22 protein-coding genes are annotated in these 23,902 nt (G+C 41.2%); 12 read left to right on the top strand and 10 right to left on the bottom strand.

The genetic code is table 11. From position 1 onward, the window contains the following. Positions 1–107: 107 nt before the first annotated feature. Both HC643_RS12980 and HC643_RS12975 read left to right on the top strand, forming a co-directional pair. Positions 108–1,832, top strand: a complete 1,725-nt coding sequence (locus tag HC643_RS12980; RefSeq protein WP_050045741.1) for a sensor histidine kinase — start codon at positions 108–110, stop codon at positions 1,830–1,832. 511 nt (positions 1,833–2,343) lie between these two features. Next, entirely contained in the window at positions 2,344–3,105 is a 762-nt protein-coding gene (locus HC643_RS12975; protein WP_038079670.1) for a metallophosphoesterase family protein, read from the top strand. Positions 3,106–3,156: 51 nt separating this feature from the next. On the opposite strand, the gene HC643_RS12970 is transcribed toward HC643_RS12975, so the two are convergent. Continuing rightward, the gene (locus HC643_RS12970; RefSeq protein ID WP_038079673.1) at positions 3,157–4,014 is read right to left on the bottom strand and encodes a M48 family metallopeptidase; all 858 of its coding nucleotides are present in this window, start codon (positions 4,012–4,014) and stop codon (positions 3,157–3,159) included. A 262-nt stretch (positions 4,015–4,276) separates the two neighbouring features. Between HC643_RS12970 and HC643_RS12965 the strand changes: the two genes are divergently transcribed. Both HC643_RS12965 and HC643_RS12960 read left to right on the top strand, forming a co-directional pair. Then, positions 4,277–4,810: a DUF4330 domain-containing protein gene (locus HC643_RS12965; protein ID WP_038079676.1), complete on the top strand. Its 534-nt coding sequence runs from the start codon at positions 4,277–4,279 to the stop codon at positions 4,808–4,810. A gap of 175 nt (positions 4,811–4,985) precedes the next feature. After that, the gene (locus HC643_RS12960; protein ID WP_038079678.1) at positions 4,986–6,707 is read left to right on the top strand and encodes a hypothetical protein; all 1,722 of its coding nucleotides are present in this window, start codon (positions 4,986–4,988) and stop codon (positions 6,705–6,707) included. Positions 6,708–6,722: 15 nt separating this feature from the next. On the opposite strand, the gene HC643_RS12955 is transcribed toward HC643_RS12960, so the two are convergent. Beyond that, a complete protein-coding gene (locus tag HC643_RS12955) occupies positions 6,723–7,634 on the bottom strand; it encodes an alpha/beta fold hydrolase (RefSeq protein ID WP_038079681.1) in 912 nt (303 codons plus the stop codon). Positions 7,635–8,506: 872 nt separating this feature from the next. Here HC643_RS12955 and HC643_RS12950 point away from each other — a divergent pair. After that, positions 8,507–9,106: a hypothetical protein gene (locus HC643_RS12950; protein ID WP_202048608.1), complete on the top strand. Its 600-nt coding sequence runs from the start codon at positions 8,507–8,509 to the stop codon at positions 9,104–9,106. Positions 9,107–9,255: 149 nt separating this feature from the next. Here HC643_RS12950 and ftsE read toward each other — a convergent pair whose 3' ends face one another. Both ftsE and HC643_RS12940 read right to left on the bottom strand, forming a co-directional pair. Then, positions 9,256–10,008, bottom strand: a complete 753-nt coding sequence (ftsE, locus tag HC643_RS12945; protein WP_038079683.1) for a cell division ATP-binding protein FtsE — start codon at positions 10,006–10,008, stop codon at positions 9,256–9,258. A gap of 235 nt (positions 10,009–10,243) precedes the next feature. Beyond that, positions 10,244–10,999, bottom strand: a complete 756-nt coding sequence (locus tag HC643_RS12940) for a WecB/TagA/CpsF family glycosyltransferase (protein ID WP_038079686.1) — start codon at positions 10,997–10,999, stop codon at positions 10,244–10,246. Between the two features lie 467 nt (positions 11,000–11,466). On the opposite strand from HC643_RS12940, the gene HC643_RS12935 reads away from it, so the two are divergent. From HC643_RS12935 to HC643_RS12920, 4 genes are all read left to right on the top strand, one after another. Beyond that, positions 11,467–12,189 (top strand): response regulator, encoded by a 723-nt coding sequence (locus HC643_RS12935; RefSeq protein ID WP_038079688.1) that lies wholly within the window; start codon positions 11,467–11,469, stop codon positions 12,187–12,189. Positions 12,190–12,444: 255 nt separating this feature from the next. After that, positions 12,445–14,118 carry a SpoIIE family protein phosphatase gene (locus HC643_RS12930; RefSeq protein ID WP_038079691.1) on the top strand — a complete coding sequence of 558 codons (1,674 nt, stop codon included), beginning with the start codon at positions 12,445–12,447 and terminating at the stop codon, positions 14,116–14,118. Positions 14,119–14,121: 3 nt separating this feature from the next. Beyond that, a complete protein-coding gene (locus HC643_RS12925) occupies positions 14,122–14,574 on the top strand; it encodes an ATP-binding protein (protein WP_038079693.1) in 453 nt (150 codons plus the stop codon). Positions 14,575–14,850: 276 nt separating this feature from the next. Continuing rightward, entirely contained in the window at positions 14,851–15,291 is a 441-nt protein-coding gene (locus tag HC643_RS12920; RefSeq protein ID WP_038079759.1) for a hypothetical protein, read from the top strand. A gap of 74 nt (positions 15,292–15,365) precedes the next feature. On the opposite strand, the gene HC643_RS12915 is transcribed toward HC643_RS12920, so the two are convergent. Together HC643_RS12915 and HC643_RS12910 are read right to left on the bottom strand one after the other, a co-directional pair. After that, on the bottom strand, positions 15,366–15,791 hold the full coding sequence (locus tag HC643_RS12915) for a nuclear transport factor 2 family protein (RefSeq protein WP_038079695.1): 426 nt from the start codon (positions 15,789–15,791) through the stop codon (positions 15,366–15,368). A 423-nt stretch (positions 15,792–16,214) separates the two neighbouring features. After that, positions 16,215–16,736: an orange carotenoid protein N-terminal domain-containing protein gene (locus tag HC643_RS12910; protein WP_038079698.1), complete on the bottom strand. Its 522-nt coding sequence runs from the start codon at positions 16,734–16,736 to the stop codon at positions 16,215–16,217. Between the two features lie 210 nt (positions 16,737–16,946). On the opposite strand from HC643_RS12910, the gene queG reads away from it, so the two are divergent. Beyond that, complete coding sequence (queG, locus tag HC643_RS12905; protein WP_038079700.1) at positions 16,947–17,906, top strand: tRNA epoxyqueuosine(34) reductase QueG; 960 nt, start codon at positions 16,947–16,949, stop codon at positions 17,904–17,906. Positions 17,907–18,049: 143 nt separating this feature from the next. Beyond that, positions 18,050–18,685 (top strand): HAD-IA family hydrolase, encoded by a 636-nt coding sequence (locus HC643_RS12900; protein WP_038079702.1) that lies wholly within the window; start codon positions 18,050–18,052, stop codon positions 18,683–18,685. Positions 18,686–18,821: 136 nt separating this feature from the next. Here the strand turns inward: HC643_RS12900 and HC643_RS12895 are convergent, their stop codons facing one another. After that, positions 18,822–19,193, bottom strand: a complete 372-nt coding sequence (locus tag HC643_RS12895; RefSeq protein ID WP_038079704.1) for a hypothetical protein — start codon at positions 19,191–19,193, stop codon at positions 18,822–18,824. 275 nt (positions 19,194–19,468) lie between these two features. Here HC643_RS12895 and HC643_RS12890 point away from each other — a divergent pair, with 275 nt between their 5' ends. After that, the gene (locus HC643_RS12890) at positions 19,469–20,002 is read left to right on the top strand and encodes an orange carotenoid protein N-terminal domain-containing protein (protein WP_038079706.1); all 534 of its coding nucleotides are present in this window, start codon (positions 19,469–19,471) and stop codon (positions 20,000–20,002) included. Between the two features lie 49 nt (positions 20,003–20,051). Here the strand turns inward: HC643_RS12890 and HC643_RS12885 are convergent, their stop codons facing one another. The 3 genes from HC643_RS12885 to HC643_RS12875 form a co-directional block, all read right to left on the bottom strand. Further along, complete coding sequence (locus tag HC643_RS12885) at positions 20,052–20,816, bottom strand: ABC transporter ATP-binding protein (protein ID WP_038079708.1); 765 nt, start codon at positions 20,814–20,816, stop codon at positions 20,052–20,054. Positions 20,817–20,992: 176 nt separating this feature from the next. Further along, positions 20,993–22,210, bottom strand: a complete 1,218-nt coding sequence (locus HC643_RS12880; RefSeq protein ID WP_038074935.1) for an ABC transporter permease — start codon at positions 22,208–22,210, stop codon at positions 20,993–20,995. Then, positions 22,207–23,682, bottom strand: coding sequence for an efflux RND transporter periplasmic adaptor subunit (locus HC643_RS12875; protein WP_038074936.1), 1,476 nt, complete (start codon positions 23,680–23,682; stop codon positions 22,207–22,209). The genes HC643_RS12880 and HC643_RS12875 overlap by 4 nt, the downstream gene beginning before the upstream one ends. Positions 23,683–23,902 lie beyond the last annotated feature (220 nt).

The raw sequence follows: 23,902 nt of genomic DNA, 5'->3' as shown, positions 1-23,902 counted from the left end.
GAAAAAAGAAGATAAAGTGGTAGGTGTTAATCATAAGTTCATTAAGAAAATTGCAACCTCTGTATAGACACCCAGTTTTTTGCAGGAGGGCAAGGAGAATTTGAGGTATGCAAACTCAAAAACCAACCTCTGTTGACAGCAACATAGAAAGAAAACAAGTGTCAGCCGATCAGCCCTCTTCCGACGAACTCCCAACTATTGAGTTTCCCTCCCGAGGCAAACTCAAAGCCAGTTCTTGGCGAATTCATCAAAAGATTGGCTATGGCTACTTTTTAGCGATTGGCATTGGTTTTTTAGGGTCCCTAACCGGTGTGGCGATCGCTAACTACTATCGAGGAATAGAGACCGGACAGTTAAGTCATGCCCGGTATCAGACACATATGCTGGCTAGCTACAGAAATGCTTTAATAGGAGCGCAGTTACACAGCTCGAATATAATTGCTGTCATACAAGACTCAGAACGGCTTGCTGACAAAAGATTTGACCTTTTTAAGAATTTTGACAAAGCTAAAAATTTACAACAACAAATTATAGAGTTTTTAGACAGCAAACCAGGAAAGTTAGCCGCTACTGAAAGTACTCTCCGAAACGTCATACAGGAATATGAAAGTAACTTAGACTCCTACATTTGGCAAATAGAAGCTGTTTTACAACAGTATGAAAAGCAGCCACAACAGCCACAAAGTGCTGCGTTTGCGCGAGAGCAATTACTAGAAATCATGGGCGGTGAAACAGCCATCCGACTCGATCAGTTGCGCCTGCAATTGAGTAATATTTTGCAGACTGCGGAAGAACAAGAGGTAGAAATAGCAAAAGACGTAGAGATGGCAAAAGGAGTCGAGCGGTTAATTGTGATAGTCAGTATGCTGCTATCAGTAGCGATCGCTGCAATTATAGCTTGGCGAACTTCTAGAGCCATTGCCGAACCAGTCATTCTTGTCACACAAGTCGCAGAACAGGTGGCAAAAAAATCGAACTTTGATTTGCGAGCACCAGTCAGTACTGAAGATGAAATTGGATTGCTAGCCAAATCTCTGAACCGTTTAATTGAAAGAGTCTCCGAACGGACTAAAGAACTACAGCAAGCAAAAGAACTCGCAGAAGCAGCTAGTAAGGCAAAAAGTCAGTTTCTTGCTAATATCAGTCACGAGTTACGCACACCATTGAATGCCATTATTGGTTTAAGTCAACTGCTTAAAGACGACGCAGCTGATTTTGGCATGGCAGAAGATTTTATCAGTGACCTAGAATCTATTAATGGCGCAGGAAGGCATTTGCTAACACTGATCAACGATATCCTCGACCTTTCAAAAATTGAAGCGGGGAAAATGACCTTTTACCCTGAAACATTTGAACTAGCAACATTGCTTAATAATATAGTGATGACGGTGAAGCCGTTGGTAGAAAAAAATGGCAATGTTTTAGAGGTCTATTTTGAAGAAGAACTTGGTGTCATGCATACCGACCAGACTAAACTCAGACAAGTTCTATATAATCTGTTAAGTAATGCTGCTAAATTTACTAAAAATGGCAAAGTTAAGCTGTTGATAGAGAAAGACAAACAGGGCGTGTATGAAAATGGCTCTGCTAGAATTATCACTTTTACAGTTGAAGATAGCGGTATTGGTATGACATATCACCAACAGCAGCAACTGTTTCAACCCTTTACTCAAGGGGACGCTTCAACCACTAAAAAGTACGGAGGAACTGGGCTGGGATTGGCAATTAGCCGTCATTTTTGCCAAATGATGGGTGGGGAAATTACTGTCAGAAGCGAACCAGGAGTTGGGTCTGTTTTTATTGTTCGCCTTCCCATGACAGTTAAACATTAGTAGCGTATTTATAACCAATTGGTAGTGAGTCGTTAGTGGTTGTTTGTAAAACATCGCAACAATTTAGCCCGTACTGATGCAAAACTGCTTTGTACGGTACTCTGGCTGTGTCCCTAGCAACTACTAACTACCTACAAATCTTACAAAATAATACTGATGAAGTAGTTTTATAAAGAGCGTAGTTTTCGCTGTATATATATTGTTAAAAATTATGTGAAATATTTATGTGAGAATAAAAGCTATAGCGATCTTAATTTGTGCTTGAAAAGTCAAAAACCCAACCATTGAGAGAATCTTGGGTTCTAAACTTACTAAATTGTTACAAATGAATTGCTATAGTGACACTCATTAAATTGTCACAAATTAATCGCTCTGGTGACACATAGCAGCCAGATGTGGGCATAATTACCTTAAATATAATTTTTAAGCTATTTGTAACTCGTGTTTGCGAAATCAATTTAGCTTAATCTGTAGCACAAGTATTAGACAAAGTTATTAAAACACAGAGCTGATGAGCGCAACTAGCTACCGCCGGATCATTATTGGGGACGTGCATGGTCACTACGAAAGTTTGATGACTTTGTTAGATGCGATCGCCCCCATATCAGACGATAAAATATATTTTCTTGGAGATTTGATCGATCGTGGACCTCAAAGCTCGCAAGTTGTAGAATTTGTGAAGAATAACCGCTACGAGTGCGTGTTAGGTAATCACGAGCATATGTTATTAAATATTTTAACTAGCGGACAAGCTCCTACGTCAACGGTACAAGCGTGGCTGTGCAGTGGCGGACAAGCAACAGTCGCAAGTTACAAACAAGCCACCATCCCAGAAGACCATGTGGAATGGCTTAAAACTTTACCCACCTATATTGACTTGGGGGATGTTTTGTTAGCTCATGCGGGAGTCGATCCCTCAATGCCTCTTGTAGAACAAACAGCCGAGCAGATATGCTGGGTGCGAGACAAATTTCACAGTATAGATAAACCTTATTTTGCTGATAAATTAATTATTGTCGGTCATACAATTACCTTTACTTTACCGGGAGTTACACCCGGTCAGCTGGCGCAAGGCAAAGGATGGTTGGATATAGATACAGGTGCTTATCATCCCCGAAGTGGCTGGCTGACAGCGCTTGACATCACAAATAAGTTGGTCTACCAAGTTAACGTCTTAGACAAATGCCTCCGCACTCTACAACTTAAAGAAGCGTTGGCATTTGTCGATCCAGCCGAGTTCGAGGTGGCAAAATTTCAGAGAAGAAGAGCGTAATGAGTTAGTTAGGGACGAGCAATGTGTAGCAATTCAAAATCGATGCGATCGCTAACGTAATGCTCTAGTATTTGCTTGATAAGCTGCTTTATCCAAACCAGCATTACCACCACCAGATTGAGAAGCGATAGCACGTTCAAGGGCTTTAATGCGATCGCTTGTTGCGGGGTGGGTGCTCAAAAATGAAGGAGTTCCAGAACTTTGTTTTAAAAGTTTTTGCATAAAAGAAATCATACCCGATGGGGCATAACCACTGCGTGTTAAAGTTTTCAATCCTCTTTGGTCTGCATCGTATTCATCTTCACGACTGCGCGGACGGTTTAAGGCCAAATCTACACCTATCGACACTGCTTGAGAACGATCCAAACCTGCAGCAGATGCTACACCACTTGCAAGTGCTCTTTGCCGCATTTGCTTGACCAAGTGCTTTCCACCAATATGACCGATTTCGTGAGCCATGACACTTGCCAATTCCGCTTCATTGTCTGCTGCTTTGATCAAACCCGTATTAACGTATACAAATCCCCCAGTCGTAGCAAAAGCATTGATGCTGTCATCTTCAACAACTTGAAAGGTAAAAGGAAGATCGCTGCGATCGCTATTAGCTGCCAATTTTCTGCCAATTTGTTCCACATAATTGCTAATTGTGGAGTTACGATAAAATTTGACTTCACCACCTAGCTGTTGATTCATCTGCTTGCCAAGCTCAACCTCTTGGCGAGAGGATATGTTGGAAAGCTGAATCACTTGTACGCCTTGTATCAATGTCGGTATCCAGCGCTCAATCCCGGCCCAAGTTTTTACAGGTGTACTTAAGCACACACTTAAAGCAACTGTTAAGGAAATTAACGGATAAAACCAAGTCCGTCGCCAATAACGGGAGTTTGTAGAAAAGCGGTTCCTGTTCATAACAATCCGGTTTTAAGAGAATCTGAGTAGAAGTAAAACTATGTGACGAATTTCTCTTTCTTTGAGTTGCACACTAAAAGTAGAGACTGGGAAATGGGCAATGGGGAATCAGCACTTCTTCCTTGTCCCTACCCCCTACCCCCTAGTTGTGATAGACTATTGCACGATCGGCAGCGCCCAATAACTTTTCGTCCTGCAAAATAGATTAAAGTGCTGCATTCTTACTAAAGATATACTGCTACCATTATCAGAAAAACTTGTTATGGCTATTTTAGATTCCAAAGGTCGTTTATTCGGTAAAATTAGCATCCTCGATTTTGGTGCTTTACTTGTCATTCTGCTCGTTATATTCGGTATCTTCCTATTTCCTGGTGGTTCTGGTTCCGTTGCTCAGGTTGGAAGTCAAACAGTACCTATCGAAGTAGATTTAGTGGTTCGGGGATTAAATGTCCGCGATCCAGAACAATTATACGCAAAAGGGTTAGAAAAAGGTGGTAAGACGAAAGTGATTATCCGCAATCAACCCTATGGAACGATTGATATTAAATCGATACAAGTACTACCAAGAACAATTATGGTTCCCCAACCTGACGGTTCTGTAAAAGAATTGCCAGATAAAAGAGCTAATAATTTCAGTACTGATATGCTCTTGACTTTACAAGGCAAAGCCCAAATTACGCCAGATGGACCAGTACTGGGTAACAGTAAAGTCAAAATTGGCATGCCAATTGAGTTAGATGGCTTTAACTACAATTTTAATAGTACTGTCATTGATATCAGACTGCAGGAGAAATAAGTGAGTGGTTGGTGGTTATGGTTAGTGGTCAGTGGTTACCAACAACCAACGACTAACGACTAACGACTAACTACTAACCATTATGATAAAAACTCTTAAAATAATTGTCATATCATTAACGTGTCTTCCCATTGGCTGCAACCTAGTTAAGGCAGAAAATCAGTGGACACCGCAAATGGAACAAGAGTTTCAGTTGCGGTCTAAGGACGCTCTAACAAAATTGACAGATAGCAAGTATGGCACTACATCTTTTGAGAGTGAAAAAAGATCCTATCCTAAGGCAATGATTGATTTCCTTGCTGGAAATCAAAAAAAGGCTATTTCCTTTTTACAGTCCGAAGATGCAGATGCTAAAAGTCACGCTCATACATTGGGAATTGATTTTTACTCTGGTTTTACTCTCAAAGGTCAGGTCCGCAAATACTTTTACTTTGGTAAGTATCTCGAGCCATCGTATCTCCAGAGAATGAAACGGGCTATGAAGATCCTAACCGAAGTCGATCCGCTTACACGGCGCTTTCCAAATCGGCGTCAGTTTTGGGCAAACTCTACAGATAATTGCGATACTTGGGTAGACTGTCGCAATACGGACAATTTAAAAGCAATGCGGGAAATTTCCGTGTATTTATTTGCTGAAGAAACAGGAAATGAAGCAACTCGCAAGCTTTATAAAGAACGTATCAGCAGAAATGTTCGCACTCTTTACCAAATAGGACAGGGGGAGTGGGATTCCGAAAACTACTTGGGACACGCTATCTCAACTTATGTCAATCTCTACGATTTTGCCAAAGACCCTGAAGTCAAATCTCTTGCTAAATCCGCATTGGATTGGTTTGTGACGTCTGGTGCTGTTAAATATTGGCGGGGTGGATTTGGCGGTCCTTCTAAGCGCGATTACAGCCAGGGAAATTGTGTTTGGTGTTCTCTGGCTACCCATGAATTGGGGCTGTATTTTGGTGATTCTCCTCTTGCAGATCCCAATCCTTCGCCTGACTTAGTGCATTTAATGACCAGCACCTATCGTCCACCTTTAGCAGTTGTTGCTTTAGCAAGAAAGCAATTTCCCAAACCACTGGAATTGCTAAATTCCAAACCTACTTATGAAAATTGGAAACCGGGCGGCGATATTGCGCCAGCATTTTATGAAACTCTCTATTTTGGAAATACCTTCCAGATAGGGACTTTAGCTCAAGGTTCTGGCGGTGACTGGAATGGTTTTAAGATGATGGCGTTTAATTCTAAGCGTGGCGTTGATTATTTTATTGCAGCAACGGGGACAGATCCGACTCAAATCTCTTCTTCATCTATAGGTGGCGATCGCATTGCCCAATACCGTAATTTGATAATTTGGCTTAACAATAAACCTAAAGCACCATTTCAGTTTTTTTTACCTCAGTCAGTGAAATTAGAAACTAAAAAAGGCGTAACTTTTATTGGTTATGAAAAGACTTGGCTGGCACTTACACCAATTCATTTAACTCTTGAAGGAATTAACAGTACAGCAACTGAGAAAATTCTCAAAAAATATCCCGATCACCAAATTTTGACTGCCACAGGTAATGATAACATGAGCGGATTTGCTTTGGAAATAGGAGAAAAAGCAACACACGGTAATTGGGAGCAATTTCAACAATCTGTCCTAAAGACATCTCGCTTGAACTTAAGTGAAATTGACAATCGAACTGTTGAATATAAAGGTGTGTTGGGCAAGGTCAAATTACAGTATCAATCTCAAGGATTGCCAAAAGTTTGGCGCAATGGCAATTTTCAGGATTGGCGCGATCGTTACGCTGTTTATCAAAATTCTCAAGCTAAGAAAACACCAATTTACCAAGGTTGGAAACAAGGGACTCTTGAGGTGGTAGCAGGTGGATATAAATTTACCCAAAGTCCCTAATCCTTATAAATTTTCTCATGAATCCTCGTTATAAACCGATTGCTGGTTTAAAACTGGCAAAAATTTTCGGATCAAACCAATTGTCACTGCAGGTAGTTCTAACTGCGGTGTTAATCCCACATCATCAAGTTGTTGAAAAACACGAATGGCTTTCGGATTCATTTGGGCAAAGCGCTGACCAATTTCTGGACCTGTAAATTCGGACTTTTTCCCCCAAATAATTGCAGTAGGAGTTGTTAATTGTTGGATGTAGAGCGATAAATCAAAGGATAAATCCCCACGCACAAAAGACAGAGCTGCATATTCTGCATTGGGTTGCTGTGCGGATTCCAAGTAAGCGCTGACAATTTCCTCGTATACCCGATTGGGTTGGGCAAATTGCCTTCTCTCCAAGAAACTGCGAATACCTCCACTTGTCGCAATTCCCGTGTTGTAAAGTAACGTGTCAACTATAGGGATACTGACTATCTGAGCAAATATACTGCGCGAATAATCTTCACCAAAGTCAGCAAGCCCTGCAGGTGTTGTGAGAATGAGAGATTTAAACAATTCAGGATGGGCGATCGCAACTCTAATTGTAAATGCTGCCGTAAGAGAAGATGCTATAACTGTTACGGCGCGGTCGCAAGTTTTTTGCAAAAATTCCCGGATAGTGTCTAAATAGTGCTCAATTCTGTAGCTTTGTGGCGGATGCTCAGATCTGCCCCAACCTATCAAATCTGGTGCAACAATACGATACTCAGATGCAAATGCTGGGTAAACTTTTGACCACTCATAGGCAGACGATCCACCTCCAAAACCGTGTAAAAATACCAAAGTTTCCTTTTCTGTCTTATTCTCCCAAGGTTTACCCTCATTAGTATAGTAAGTCATTATACCTAATGAAGTCATTGTAGAACGTTGCTCAAATCCTAGTGGTTGATACATAAATTTTGGTAAGTTGTTAGTCGTAAGTTGTTAGTGGTGAGTGACAGCTACTAACTACTAACTTACTTCCAGTGTTCCACTGTCTTCTCAAGTCTGACCTACCTCCTTAGGAGGATGCAATCTACACACTACTTATCTGAAGCTAACTATATCTAGCAAATCTATACACATTATTACTTGTAACGAATAGTTCTTTTTTCTACGTAAAAAGGTTTTTAACTGTCTAATTTACAATTATATCAATATATTTACTGGTAGCCTATATAACTTGCGATGGAAGTTATTTAGTAACTTTTTATGTTAGTCTTTCAGAAACATTACTGATATTTGTGAAAGCCCTAGATATTGTAAATGGTTGTTTAAATTAATCACTAGTACAGCGCGACAGAAATACGCTTGTTAGAGGAGCCACTGTGGTGGACGGTAAGACCAGTTCTGATAGCGTCTAGCCCTTAAGGGCATAGCTTATAGGAACACGTAGTGTCTGCCTTGCACATAGAGTGTTGCACTAGCGACAAGAGCGTCTCAGTATAGCCATGCAGGCATAGCTTTGCATCGCGTAGCGTGCGCTTTGCACATGGGAGGTACCTAAAGGGGTTCCACAGGCTACAGCAACTGACGTGGCAGAAAGAGCAGAAGCTTTTCATTTAAGCTTTTTGTTTGTTACTAATAGATGCCTTATTTACGCCGCATTGTACTAGTGATTGGTTGAAGGATGTTTGGGAAAGTTGAGTAAGAAAGGGTAAAGTCTAACAGATGAAGACTTTATCATTTATAGTTCAAAGCTTTGCCTTGATTTCATACTTCATACTTTTCACTTCATTCTTCAGATGACATTCTATGTAATTAATAATTTAATTGTTCTCTAAGAAATGACAAGGCGGGGTGTCGTGGTAAAGCAAGCTAGTCTTCACTCGGAACAAAAGCTGAGTTTAGAAGACCGTAAATTTACTATTAACGACTTTGATTTCCCAAATCAAATAGATTCTTCTTCACAAGATCAAAGAAAATTAATTGTCAAGAATCAGGTAGTTGATGTACCTACCTGTACCTATTTAAATTTGGAGGATTTAAGATGTTTTGAAATCGTAGAGCGCCAGTACGAGCAGTGGGGCGTTATATTTAACAATTGTATAGCAATACAGCCTTCAAACCCAGCATTTCCCACGCACTCTGGTTTGGTAGTATTGATGGGGTCTCCCAAGAGCGGATTTTTAGAAGCCACTTTTCTACATCCGGTTCACTTTGTCAGTACGTTTGTCACAAGTTCACAACGGCTTGTTATGTCAGCATACGATCGCGAAAATCAACTCCTCGCGCAAACAATACTTCCTGGGGCTAACCTTGCCAATTCTGACGAGGCTACATTTCCCAATACCCTACTCTCTGTATCGGTAACTGACATTCACCGTGTCACTTTTAGCGCTTTTGACGGTCAATTTACTCTTGATGACTTTAGTTTTTGTTATTAATTAATGGCTAATGGCTAATGGCTAATAGCTAATGGCTGATGGCTAATGGTCAGTCCAGCCCGCTTGGCGGGAAACCCGTGCCCTGGAGACTGGCGAACAAGGAAGGGCTAATGGCTAAGAACTAACAATTAGCAATTAGCAATTAGCAATTAGCACTTTCTATATAATCTTCCATGTTGAACTTGAACCACAGGGCGATTGCAGCGCCGTACTAACTGCTCATCATGAGTTGTAACAATAACTGTGGCTCCAAAAGAATTTAATTTTTGGAGAATTTGCATAACTTGCCAGGAATTATCCGGATCGAGATTTCCCGTTGGCTCATCAGCCAGAACGATCGGTGGTGTTGCTACGATTGCTCTGGCTATGCTAACTCGTTGTTGCTCCCCTCCAGAAAGTTGGTCGGGAAAACAGTCTGCTTTGGAAAACAAACCTACGAGTTTTAAAGTAGGTTCTAAACGTCGTTGAATTTCTTTACGGGTATAGCCTTGAGCTTGTAACACAACTGTTATGTTCTCGGCTACCGTTCTTTGCAGAATTAATTTATAGTCCTGAAACACAACGCCAATGCGACGCCGAATGACTGATAAGCTATCCCCTCTTAAATTTGTTACGTCGCATCCATCAACAATCACCCGTCCTTGCGTGGGTTTCTCATCGCCATAAAGCATTTTTAAAAGAGTAGATTTACCAGAACCACTCGAACCCGTAACGAATAAAAATTCTCCCTTTTGGATCTCCAAATTCACGTCTACGAGAGCATGACAGCCGTTTGCATAGGTTTTTGAGACAGAGCGCAATTGTATGACAACTGCATTAGTCTTATCGGGCTGTTGAGTTTTGCTGTCTTGAACCTGTACGGACGCGTCAGTAGTTTCTTGAGTTTTTACAGCAGTTTTCATGAAGCGCAAATACTCCTCACATCACTTTTAGTCGGTAGTTTATGTAATCTGTTAGGTCAAAGTTTTATGAACCCGTAAAGGATTCATAAAGATAACAATAGAAGTCAGTACAAAATAGTATTCCCAGGTTTTGCCTGGGAATATCAAAAAAATAGATAACTAAATTTGTAAGTACTAAGTGGTGCGCTAAAGGCTTCTCGCTTGCAATGGCAAGTACTTGGTAGAGATATAACGACTAACCACTTACTAATGCACGAAAAAACCTGTAAACAAAAGCTTTGATGGCAAATTCTGGCAAAGCTAACATTCGCCGCCAACGCCAAGGTTCTTGGTAGAGACGATATAGCCACTCTAAGTTATTATTTCCCAACCAAGCAGGAGCGCGGGTTTTCAAACCCGACCAAATATCCAAACTCCCACCAACGCCAATCCATACTGCATTGGGACATAAATGGCGGTTTTGAGCAATCCACAACTCTTGACGCGGAACTCCCAACCCAACAAAAATTAACTGTGGCTGTAGTTGGACAAGAGTTTGTTGCAGTTGTTCTTCCTCTTCTTGTGAATGGAAGCCGCAATAAGTACCTACTATATTTAAATTCGGGATCTGAGAAGTCCAAAATTCTGACGCTTTTTGGGCTACCCCAGGTGCTCCGCCATAGAAAAATACTTTTGCGTTGGAGTTCTTCTTCCCCAGTTCTCGCAACAGTGCTTCTGCAAGTTCGATACCTGGGATTCTTTGAACATTCTGCCACAACAGCCACTGCAAATAAAGAACTACCCCGGCTCCGTCAGGAATGACTAGATCGGCATTCTGAATCACTTTAGCAAGGGGTGTGTGTCGCTCTGCTTGCACAGTCATTTCTGCATTGAGCGTTACCACATGAGTTCCTTTACTCTGTTGCAGGCGATGGAGCAACCAGCTTGGGTAATCGGTCATTACGTGAACTGGTAGCCCTAATATTGAAAACGCTTTCTTGCGTTCAGACATAGCTTATTTTATATGAGCTTTACAGCAAATTATATAGAACAATAGGTTAGCAGGTTGATTCTGGAAGCATTTACTCAAGTTCTAAAACAAGGATTGACTCTTTGGTAAAGGAGCAGTGCTTGCAGAATAAAACTTTAACCTATTTTCTCAAAAAATTTTTTCTTGTCCGGAAATTTTGCGCCCCCTCATGGTATGTGGTGCTCTATATTGACAGATACTTCAAGCCCGGATACAGTTTCTTCCCCTATAGCCCTTATAGTACGTAGCTGCTCTATACTTAAGGTGAGTGTGATGCATTAGATCCTACAAACCTCCGGCTCCTGTCGTAGGGTAACCCTACTGGGGGTAGTGTCAGCCCTATCCTATAAGGGTGAAAAATATCTTTTGGGCGAAATTTGTAAACTGCATCTTTCAAAACTTTCTAGTAAACTCTATCTTACAGCTAGAGTGTAGGGGCAAGAATTGTCATGGCTAAAATTCGTGTTGCGTTGATTGAGGATCACGATCTAACGCGTGTTGGTATTCGGACAGCATTATTGCAAAAAGAAGAGATTGAGGTCGTAGGGGAAGCTAGCAATGCGACTGATGGGTTAAAAATGTTAAAAATGCTACACCCTGATATTGCTATTATTGATATCGGGTTACCAGACAAAGACGGAATCGAGCTCACAAAAGATTTGAAATCGACAAGTGGGGATGAGTCAGCCACAAAAGTCCTGATCTTAACTTTGCGAGATAATAAAGAAGCTGTGTTGGCAGCTTTTGCCGCAGGGGCGGATTCTTACTGCATGAAGGATATTAGGTTTGATAATTTGCTCGAAGCTATACGCGTAACTTACAATGGCAATGCTTGGATTGACCCAGCGATCGCTCGAATTGTACTGCAACAAGCACGGCAAAACCCGCTCAGTTCTGATGTATCCTTAGCTAGCGTCAAGCCGAGTGTCACTGGTTCAGAAGCTGTTGAAGGACAACCAGAGGAAAATATCGATCCTTATATTTTAACAGAAAGGGAGTTGGAGGTCTTGCAGTTGATTGTGGAAGGTTGTAGCAATGCGGTAATTGCGGAAAGGCTCTACATTACAGTTGGAACTGTAAAAACTCACGTCCGAAATATATTGAACAAGCTGTGTGCTGATGACCGGACTCAGGCAGCTGTTCGGGCTTTGCGTTCTGGCTTAGTAGGATAAGAATGATTTCGGATTGTGGCGGGATTGAGGAATTTATAAGTAAAATATCCTCTCATAAGTAACAATTATTGCTTTGTTACGTATTTGATTAACCTATTGTTATCAAATAGCTGGTAAGGCCAATAGTGTTTTCTCTTTATTGAGTGTTAAATTGTCCTGTGTGGAGGAGTTCATTTAAAATCTTTTTGTTATTGTTGTTTTAAATACTAAGTGAGGCATCTTGCCGTTAAAATATTTTAAAGATTGAAGTCAAGTATGACTGATACAGAGGAAGGCAAACTGAGGCTCATGGTAGTAGACGATGAGCCAGATAATTTAGATTTACTTTACCGTACTTTTAGGCGAGATTTTCAGGTATACAAAGCCAGTAATGCCCTCACGGCCCTAGAAATCTTGGATAAAGAAGGCGAGATGGCTGTGATTATCTCCGATCAGAGAATGCCAGATATGAACGGAACGGAACTTCTCAGTCGTACTGTAGAACGTTTTCCGGATACTATTCGGATTCTCCTAACTGGTTTTACAGATGTCGAAGATTTGGTAGAAGCTATCAACTCCGGTCAAGTCTTCAAATATATTACCAAACCTTGGAAACCAGATCGACTCAAAGAAGTCGTCGAACAAGCGGGTGATATATATCGAGTTGTTAAGAAACGAACTCAAGAGTTAACTCATGCTTTGCGGCGAGAATCGCTCTTTAATGCCGTAACCACAGCAATTAGAGAGTCTTTAAACTACCACAGTATGTTGCAAAAGATAGTAGCAACTATCGGTCAAACCTTTGAAGCAAATTGCTGTCAACTGAAACCTGTGGAAAGCGATCGCCTGACCTTGGGTTTATCTTACTACCAAAATGCCAAATCGCTAGAAACGGATTTTGCCTGCGATCTCGATCCTCTGATAGAAAAAGTCTTAGAAACCAAGCAATATCAACTTGCACTTAATACCCAAGATGGTAAAGAGTACCAGCAATTAGTTGTGCCTCTTGTGTACCAACAACAGTTGCTTGCAGTCCTTACTCTCAATCAATACAAACATATCCGGCACTGGCAAGAAGAAGATATTAAACTTATTACGGGCGTTGCCGAACAAGCTGCTTTAGCCCTATTTCAAGCAAAACTGTACCAGAGCTTGCAAGAAAAACAGGAGCAGATTCATGCTGAGTTAGAGGTAGCCCGTCAAATTCAAAATAATATCCTGCGTCAAACCATGCCCGATATCAAAGGTTTGAACGTGCAAGCCTGTTGCTATCCAGCCCGAGAGGTGGGAGGGGATTTTTTTGAAGTTTTTGCCCATCCCAAAGGAGACTTATGGTTGGCAGTGGGTGATGTTTCAGGTAAAGGAGTGCCAGCTGCTTTGTTTATGGCTAGTGCCATTTCGGTATTGCGTCGGGAATTATCTCAAGAAAGCTCGCCAATGCCAAATATGGTAATGCACAATCTCAATCAAGCGATGTGCAACGATCTCATAAACAACAATTGCTTTATTACTCTGTTCTTGGCGCGTTACACTCCCAGCACTCGAGAATTAGTTTATGCTAACGCAGGGCATATCTATCCACTTCATTGGTCATCCCGAGGAAATTTATCAGAATCTCCCCAGTATCTTAAAACACGCAGCGTTCCTTTGGGTATCCTACCAGTATGGATGTCAAAGTACGGTCAATTAGTTCTTGCACCTGGAGATATCCTGCTGCTAGCAAGTGATGGGATTACTGAAGCTATGGTTTCGGAAAAGACCCCTTTAGCCGTAAATTCTTCGGGTAGCCTTCAACCAGCCAGCCGTTCTATGCTAAATCAAGAGGGGTTATGGCAGCTTTTAAAAGAAGAAGCACAACCTCTCAACCTCAAATCTCTACTTGCTCGCATCCAGGCAGATACCCAAGTGCAAGAGGACGACCAAACTATTCTTTCGCTGGAGGTTTTGTAAATCATGAAAAGTGAGCTTCACGTACCAAGCGACTTAAAATTTTTAACCATAGTCGAAAATTGGTTGCTCGGCTGCTTAGAAGTCCATCTTAAAAGCTCAGTTGACTGGTCAAAACAATCAACTCGCCTGCGCTTAGCTTTGGTGGAAGCCTACTCCAACGTAGTGCGTCATGCCCATAAAGACCAACCCTATCTACCCGTTTTGCTGCGTTTGGAACTAAAAGATAGAGATATTGCCTTGGAAGTATGGGATCGCGGCGAAGGCTACGATTTGTCGAACTACTTCCCTCCGAGTCCCACTGACAGACAAGAAGGAGGATATGGTTGGCTAATTATAAATCGTTTGATGGATAAGGTTGAATATCAACTACAAGTCAACGGGGGTAACTGTCTCAAGTTAGAAGTTACTTTACCAGAAACAGCACAAACCGTATCTCAACCTGCATCAGCAATTTAAACTCAAAATTATAACCTCGGTCATTTGGCTTTAGTCTTTTATCAGGAGGTTACCTATTTTAGTACGGCTGCATCCAGTCGCCTCAATCGTCACCCATTAGTTTATTAATAATTAAAGGCAGAAGTTCTATATTTCTATGTCTCAACACCTCAGTATATCTACTTATATAAGAAATATTAAGAAAATTAATAAGTTTTACTAAGTTTATTTGATTTATAAGCTCTTCACCATTAAATATGGGAGTAAGGTTTTGATAACAAAGTCATGGTTGCACCTATAGAACCCCCCTTTTGTTTGTCACCACGCTACCGTCTTGATGATGAATTACCCTGGCTAGAGGGAATTGACCCGAGCCGTCATTACTGGATCGCTGTAAACGGAGACACAAATCTAATAGTCGCAATACCAGGGTTGACGGTGTCTTCTATAGATGAGTTAAAACACTTTCTTCGGGAGTTCCGGGCACTACAACCTCAAGAAAGGATGACTTTGACCAGACTTGCAAGCGCTTGCACAATTTACTGTATTAGCTCTAACTGCTACGCCATAGAAAGAGAAATAAACGGTGCTGTAGTTTGGCATCTATTTGACCAAGAAACTTTAGAAAGCTTGTTGAGAACAGCACACCCAGATTGGCAATGTGCATCTAAAGATCTTGAGCTTGGACGCAGCTTGCTCATGCGCTCTTTTCAACAAACGGCTGCAATTAAGAGTTAGTTAGTGGTTGGTTAGCCATTAGCTAACAGCTATTAGCCATCAGCTATTAGCCATTAGCCATTAGCCATTAGCCACTAACTCTTCTGTAAAGCAAGTAACTCCTGCGGAGAAGCTAACAATTTTATCTTTGTGTAAACAATTTGTCGTTGTTGATTGAGGGTAAAAAACCACATAACATTAACACCGCACCAAGATGTTTGTGCTTTACCCGTCACTTGAAACTGAATTTGCTCCTCATTCAGTGCTTCGGAAATGCCTTCACGAGGCTCGGCGGTCACACCTTGAGCCTCCTGTTGTAAGTAACGAGCGATCGCATCTCGCCCTACGATACCAGATTCAAAAGGAGGATGCATAACACCATCTTCTGCGAACAAAGCAGCAGTTGCTTCAAACTCTGCCGAATTTAAAGCTTGAAAATAGCGCAATATAGTTGGCTCTGTAACTCCTTCAATGTGAAGTTGTTTGCTAACCTCTGTAGATGTGGATTTAGCAGCAGTCATAGATATACCTGTAGCGTATGGCTTAATTATTAAATTGAAGAAAATAGTAGTTGTTTATGAAAGCCGCTTTTGAGGTATTTACTTATAGGGGGATAAATCAATCTATAGATAGAAGTTGGCTAATGGCTAATGGCTAATGGCTAATGGCTAATGGCTAATGGCTAATGGCTAGTGGCTAATGGCTAATGGCTAATGGCTAATGGCTAGTGGCTAATGGCTAATGGCTAATGGCTAGTGGCTAATGGCTAATGGCTAATGGCTAATGGCTAGTGGCTAATGGCTAATGGCTAGTGGCTAATGGCTAATGGCTAGTGGCTAATGGCTAATGGCTCACTACTAGCCATTAGCCATTGACTCCTAAAAAATCGTTCCCCAAAGTGGTTATAGGGAACGAAACAGGAAGGTTGGGAGTATGTTTCTGAATTAGTCAGCTAGGGGATCTACGCCCATGTCTGCTACAACTTTACGGAAAACTGTAATTTGCTGACCGAAGTCTAGTTGCTTGAGAGCTTCTAATACCTTTGCACCATCTCGAGAAAGCTGGTAACCTGGAGGCATGGGCACTACAAAACCTTTTACCATCAATTCTGATAGCTCGTACCAGAAAGCTAACTTAGTGTTATTGCTTAAAATACCGTAAGAGCGGGAAACTTGTGTGTCTCTTTTTCCAGCCAGGTCACGCATTACCTGCAACTGTTCGGTATGAGACATTTGCTTAATTTGCTCTAATAAACCTTCTGCTAACTGTAAACGCGCTACACCAGTGGCTGCTGGTGTGATGGAACGACCCATTTCGACGTAAGCATACCAAAGTACTGCTAGCTGGTCATCTATATTTAAGCTCTTGAATACAACAATGGAGGAGGAAACAGCATCACTAGTTTGAGTGCTGTAGTTCAAATCGCTATAGAAGCTGCTTTTTGCTGAATCTGTAGAGAATGTCATAATGGCACCACAGTCGATTGAGTTAGTAAGCTGCTGTTGTGTGTGAGGCTTATATCTGTTGTGTTGCCTCTTGATTTACATCATGCATTATTTCTTTACAATCTGCAAATAAAATTTACATATACGATCGGTAGAAAAAATAAATAGGGGTATTGCCTGTCTCATGTATGCTAGAGAAGCAAAGCCTGTGGCAATCTCTAGATAAGATAAATGAATCGATCCCCAGGAACAAGTAGCAGTTCGATTAAGGAGAAAGCCCTGAGTTTGGGATTTCATAAAGTGGGTATTGCTGCTGTAACCGGGGTTGAAAGTACGGAAATTCAGAGGTTAAGAGCATGGCTGGCGTTGGGTTATCACGCGGACATGGAATGGATGACTAACCCCAAGCGTCAGGATATTTTTAGTGTTATGCCAGAAGTCCGTTCCGTAATTTGTGTTGCTCTCAACTACTACACTCCATACCAGCGCCCTGAGGGACAAGAGTATGCCAAAATTTCCCGGTACGCTTGGGGAAGGGACTACCACAAGGTCATGCATAAAAAACTGAAAGCTTTAACAATGTGGCTGCAAGAAGGCTCGGAGACAGTGCAAGCCCGTTATTATGCAGATACTGGTCCGATTCAAGATAAAGTATGGGCGCAACAAGCTGGAATAGGTTGGATTGCTAAAAATGGTAACGTTATTACTCGCGAATACGGTTCTTGGGTTTTTTTGGGAGAGGTACTGACAAATCTAGAGTTGGAATGCGATCGCCCCCACACCCAACACTGCGGAAATTGCACTCGTTGTATCGACGCCTGTCCCACAAGTGCTATTACAAAGCCATTTGTGCTCGACGCTAACCTATGCATCGCTTACCATACGATTGAAAATCGGAATGAAGAATTACCTGAGGAAGTAAAATCTAATTTCCATGGCTGGGTTGCAGGTTGCGATATTTGCCAAGACGTTTGTCCTTGGAATCAGCGTTTTGCCAAAGAAACAGATGTGTCAGAGTTTCAGCCATACCCTGGGAATGTTGCACCAAAGCTGGTAGAATTGGCGGAAATATCAGATCGAGACTGGGATCAACGATTTCCAGCATCAGCTTTGCGTCGGATTAAGCCGGAAATGTTACGTCGAAATTCTCGTGTTAATCTAGACGCATTAAAAAACAAGGATGAAGGGTAAAGGATAAAGGATGAAGGATTTAGGAGGTCTTATGAAGGATGAAAAATGCAATATAAATTGTGTTGCATAACTTTATAAACAGATCTCATACTTTTTACTTTCACCTTCCTTTCATACTTTATACTTCATACTTTATACTTCAGATGATTCAGAAAGTCATTATTTTTGATTTTGATGGTACTGTTGCTGACACACTTGATGCTCTTGTAGTTATTGCCAATCGGCTTGCTGAAGAGTTTGGCTACATACCAATTGCACCTGAAGAGCTTGCTCTTTTAAGAAACCTTAGTTCTAGGGAAGTGATTAAGTATTCAGGTATTTCAGTTTTTAGAATACCATTTCTAGTGAAAAGGGTGAAAGCAGCGTTAAAAAATAAAATCAAAGAATTAAAACCTATTTTAGGAATTAAAGAAGCGCTGATAGAACTTAAGAGTGAAGGACATCGTTTGGGAATTATTACTTCTAATTCCCAAGAGAATGTAACAGCTTTTCTGAAAGTAAACGAATTAGATGATCTGTTTGAATTTATCTATTCAGGAGTCACTATATTTGGAAAAACTACAATAATTAACAATGTTTTAAAACAAAAGCAAATCAAGCTTCAAGAAGCTATTTATGTTGGAGATGAAACTAGAGATATTGAAGCATCTAAAAAAGCAAATATCAAAGTTGTAGCCGTCACTTGGGGATTCAATTCGCAAGAAGTTCTTGCACAGCAAAATCCAGATTTTCTCATTCACCATCCCAGTCAGCTGTTAGATGTTGTAAAGAGTTGTTAGTTGTTAGTAGGGCGGACCGATTGCCAAAACTTAGATCGTAAATGCGATAAGCTTTAGCCCACCCTACATATATTTCAAAAATTAAATTAGAAATCCTACAGACAGTAGCAAACAACAACTAACAACTAACCATTAACTATTTAGATTGCCCTTTTTCCAAAGCTTGTTTCACGAGATCGTCGCTCACTTCTGTGACAGCTTCCGTTTTAGAAGAGTTCACATCCTTTGCCATATCTATATAATCGTCGGGATTACCAGTTTCCTTTGCAACCGTGTTTGTTTCTCCCGATGAGCGTAATTCATGCTCTGGTGCGGTTGCTTCAGCAGCAGCTTTTGCTCCTTCACCAGTGCGATCGATATCACTTACACTCATTTTCTGCGCTGCTTGGTAATCGGCTTCAAAATCAACTTTTGGTGTTTTTTCTTCGCCACTTACCATGTTTTCCGCTGCTAGTTGTGCATCATGAGTAGGTGCTTGAGATGCATCAGGTTTGATTTCGTCAGGCATAGGTCACCTCATAGGTAATTTTGTCAATGTAGCGATTGTATCAAAGCTATCTACTTTTTCCTTGGCATCCTAAGGTAGATTGTTACCTCTATTAAAAGACAGAGAAAACATTTTTTTTTAATCTCTTTCTCTTGGTGGTGGAATTAGATTATAAAACTTTGATACGCCTTAATAATAAGTAAGAGTTAGTAATGAGTGGTTAGTTGTGAGTCAACAAAAACAACTAACCACTTACTACTAAGCACTAACAATTTAAATAATTTTGGAGATACATTATGACTGCAAGTTACAATAAACAAGCCCCTCAAGCCTTAAGCGAGCAAACTCAAAAAGTAGTTGATGCATTTAATCGTTTAGATACTGATGCTAAACTTGCTTGGTTGTATTATGCCTATAAAAAAATGGGTGATTCTATTACTCCAGCTGCACCAGCTGCAGCCGAACCAGAACTAGCACCAAGACTTATAGGTGATGAATATCTTCAACTGTCTGATGACGAACAATTAGCGATTATGCGACAAATTGTGAATCGTGAGGACACAGAACATTCTCGTGCATACGGTGCTATAAAAGAAAATAACCAGCTTTTTGTTTGGTATGCATGGGCGGTTGCTATGGGTAAGAACGTTGTTGATATACCAGGAAACTACAAAGCAACTGATGCAATTAATAATGTGCTTTCTCAAATAGAAGGATTAGATTTTGAAGAGCAAATGTCTGTACTGCGGACAATTGTCGGACAAATGGGTTATACCGCTGTTAAGCCCATTGAAACACAAGCGCAAACTGGTAAAACGGCAAGTTTGTAAATAGCTAATGGCTAATGGCTAATGACAACTAACTACTAACTACTAACTACTAACCATTAGCCATATGAGCCAAATCAGATGGAGTTAAGTTAGAGTGAACGACTTGACCATCACGAAACCACACAATGCGCCTTGTTTGACGCGCAACGTCTGGTTCGTGAGTGACCATGACGACGGTAATACCGCTTGCATTGAGTTCGCTAAAAATATCGAGAACTTCTTGCGTAGTGCGGGAGTCAAGAGCGCCTGTAGGTTCATCAGCAAGAAGGACAACCGGACGTGTGACGATCGCCCTTGCAATTGCTACCCTTTGTTGTTGTCCTCCAGAAAGTTGGTTTGGTTTGTTGTTAAAACGTTTTTCCAAACCAACTTTTTTGAGTGCTTCAGCTGCGCGATCGCGACGTTCGCTGGATTTGACTCCAGCGTATACCATGGGTAACATCACATTTTCCATTGCAGAAAGTTGAGGTAACAGGTGAAACTGTTGGAAAACAAACCCCAATTTTTTATTGCGAATATGTGCCAAGTCTGTATCGTTCATCTGGGCGACATCGATATTATCTAAATAATAATGTCCTGATGTCGGGCGATCTAAACAACCAATGATGTTCATGGCTGTAGATTTGCCAGAACCAGAAGGTCCCATAATAGAACAATACTCCCCTTCTTCTACGGTAAGGTTAACATCATTGAGCGCTCGCACTTCAGTTTCACCAGTGCCATAAACTTTAAAAATACTTTCTAAGCGAATAATAGCAGGTTGGGAAACAGTTACTAGTTCTGAGGTTTGAGTTTTTAGTTGATTATTTGTCATTGGTCATTAGTCATAATTCATAATTCATTTGTGAGCCAATCATGTAATGCTAATTTTTTAGTTTATTTTCATAATTCATAATTCATATAGTACTAATTTTCAATGTTATTTTCATAATTCATAATTCATAATTCATAATTCATAATTCATAATTCATAATTCATAATTCATAATTCTTACGCGCTTCTTAAAGCTACGATGGGATCGAGTTTAGCAGCGCGACGTGCGGGAACAATACCAAAGAACAAACCAATAGCACCTGAAACACCAACAGCCGTTGCGATCGCAAAAGGAGAAATCGCTGCTTCTAAGGGAGTCACAGCAGCTACCAGTACGATACCACTGACACCAACTGCAGTCCCAATTAAACCGCCTGCTGCTGAAAGAATCACTGCTTCAATTGTAAATTGCAGCAAAATATCTTGTGGAGTTGCACCAATAGCTTTTCGCAAACCAATTTCATGAGTTCGTTCGGTAACGGAGACGAGCATAATATTCATAATGCCGATACCACCAACGAATAGAGAAATTCCTGCTATTGCAGCTAGCATAATGGTCAAAGCACCTGTAATTTGACCGATAGTTTGTAGGGCGTCTTTTTGACTTTGGATACTAAAGTCATCTTCGGTAGTAATTTTGTGCCGCAGACGTAGCAAATTGGTAATCTGAAATTCTGCTGCATCAACACTGTTGCTATCGCGTGCAGAAGCAACGATATAATCTAAAGCGATACCATAGGGAGAATTTTTGCCTACAAGTCTGTTTGCTGAAGTCGTGATTGGGACTAGGGCTGCTTCGTCGTAGTTTGCACCAAGGCTTGAGCCTTTTGCTTCCAATATACCGATAACTTGAAAGCTAGAATTTTTAATCCGCAACTGCTGACCGACAGGGTTAGTATTGCCAAAAAGCCTTTTTGCCAACTCAGCACCAAGTACAGTGACTTGATTGTTCCGCTTTAGGTCGATTTCAGTAAAAAACCGCCCTTTAGCAGTGTTAAAATCTCGTACTAATGGAAAGCTGGCTGTTGTGCCAATAATATTGACGTTGGTATTTTTATTACGACTTGTAATAACGTATCTCCCGTTTAACTCTGGAGCCACTCCGGCGACGGTTGGGACTTGAGATGCGATCGCTTCTGCATCTTCCAACACCAAGTTTTTCGGAACTTCGTTGGAGATGCGTTGGGTTTCTCGATTCCCAGGAATGACAAACAGCACGTTTGGTCCTAAAGATTCCAACTGCTTGTTAACGTATTTTTGACCGCCTTCACCAACACCAATCATGCCAATAACTGAGGCATTACCAATTACAATACCTAACATGGTGAGGGCACTACGTAACTTATTTGACAGCAGGGTTTTTCCTGCCATTTTAACGCTTTCTAAGATGTTCATTTGTTCTGCTGTTGTTGCATCTTCTGAATTTTGTAGTTAGGTGGTGGGTTGAGGAAGACGCGATCGCCCTGTTTTACACCCTCTAAAATTTGAGTTTGGTCTTGAACTTGCGCTCCAACAGTCACCGAGCGGAACTTAGGCTGATTTTTCTCATCAGGTACCAAAACACCCGTTTCGCCCTTCTCCGTTACAATTGCGACTGTTGGTACCAACAAAGCACCTTGTACCTTGTCTCCCAAGAAAGTCATATCCACATTCAAGCCAGAACGTAACTTATCTATACCAGTATCAATGGTAACTTTCACTTGGAACAAGGTGACACCTTCTTCCTTCACGGCTTCAGGAGCAATCAAGCGTACATGACCTTTAAAAACTTGGTCGGGATAAGCATCAGACGTGATTTCAACCTGCTGACCCTGTTTGATTCTGCCTATATCTGCTTCCGGGATACTAGCCAAAACTTCTAAGCCACGTGCGACAGCCACAATCGAACTCGAAGTAGCTGATGCACTCGAAGATGCAGAAGTCGTTGGTGTGACATACGCACCAATGTTGGCATACTTTTGGGTGACAACTCCTGTTAAGGGAGCGCGGATGATTGTATTATCTAAATTCACTTGCTCTATTTTGATTTGAGCTTGAGAAGCCGCAACAGCCGCCCTGCGTTGAGCTATTTCCTCAGTACGAGTTCCACTTTCCAAAAGCTGTAAGGAGGCGCGTGCTTCGGAAACAGCAGCTTCTCTACGAGAGATTTCTTCAGAACGAGTTCCACTTTGTTGGAGAGCTAGACGTTTTTCAGCTTCTCGCAAATTTGCCTTGGCAGAGTTATCTTCGCTGACAGCTTGGTCTAGTAATTGTTTTTTCTCCGCGCCTTGTTCGTACAGGTATCGATAACGCTTCACCTGTTCGCTCGTGTAATCAGCTTTTGCTTTAGCTGCATCTACTTGAGCTTGGGCTTGAGAAATTTCTTGGGGGCGATTACCTGCTTTTGCTTCAGCAAGTTGCGCCTCTGCTTGTTCCAAACGCGCTCTGGATTGAGAAATTTCTTGAGGGCGATTTCCTGCAAGGGCTTGGTCTAACTGAGCTTGGGATTGTGCTAAGTTAGCACGGGCTTGAAGGATGCGAGCTTGAATATCTGCGCTATCCATTTTGGCAATAATTTGCCCCTGGCGCACTTTATCGCCTTGCTCGACGTACAACTCTACAAGAGTTCCAGAGTTTTTCGGGCTAATATTTACACTTTGGATTGGTGTAACCTTACCGCTTGCAGAAATTCTTAAGACAACATCTTTTGCTCCCACTGGAATGGTAAGGGCTGTAATATCTTGTTTTCTTGCTGCTTGTTCGATAACTGCATTATACGTTGTGGCAGTCCCTGCAACTAAGGCACCAGTGGCTACTAAAGCGATCGCCCAACGCAATGGGTGTTTCACTTTTTTACCAATGACAGGAATTTCTAAATATGTAGTCATGTTACTAATAATGTATGTTTTTTTACTTAACAAGCTTTGATAAAAGAGTAGAAGTTATAAAAACTTCAGGGGGAATATAAGTATTAATACATCGAGAGCGTGTGTCAGCAAACGGAGTTATACTGCTTAACTTTCCTTTATACTATTTTCTCTGCTTGTATATGGCTTCACCTGAATGGATGACTTTTACTAGATATTTAGGTGAGAGCCAGTTGCAGTA

This window comes from Tolypothrix bouteillei VB521301 (assembly GCF_000760695.4).
In the GTDB taxonomy this organism is placed as follows: domain Bacteria; phylum Cyanobacteriota; class Cyanobacteriia; order Cyanobacteriales; family Nostocaceae; genus Scytonema; species Scytonema bouteillei_A.
Note: the sequence above shows the minus strand (reverse complement) of the source record. Positions and strands in the feature narration are given on the sequence as shown.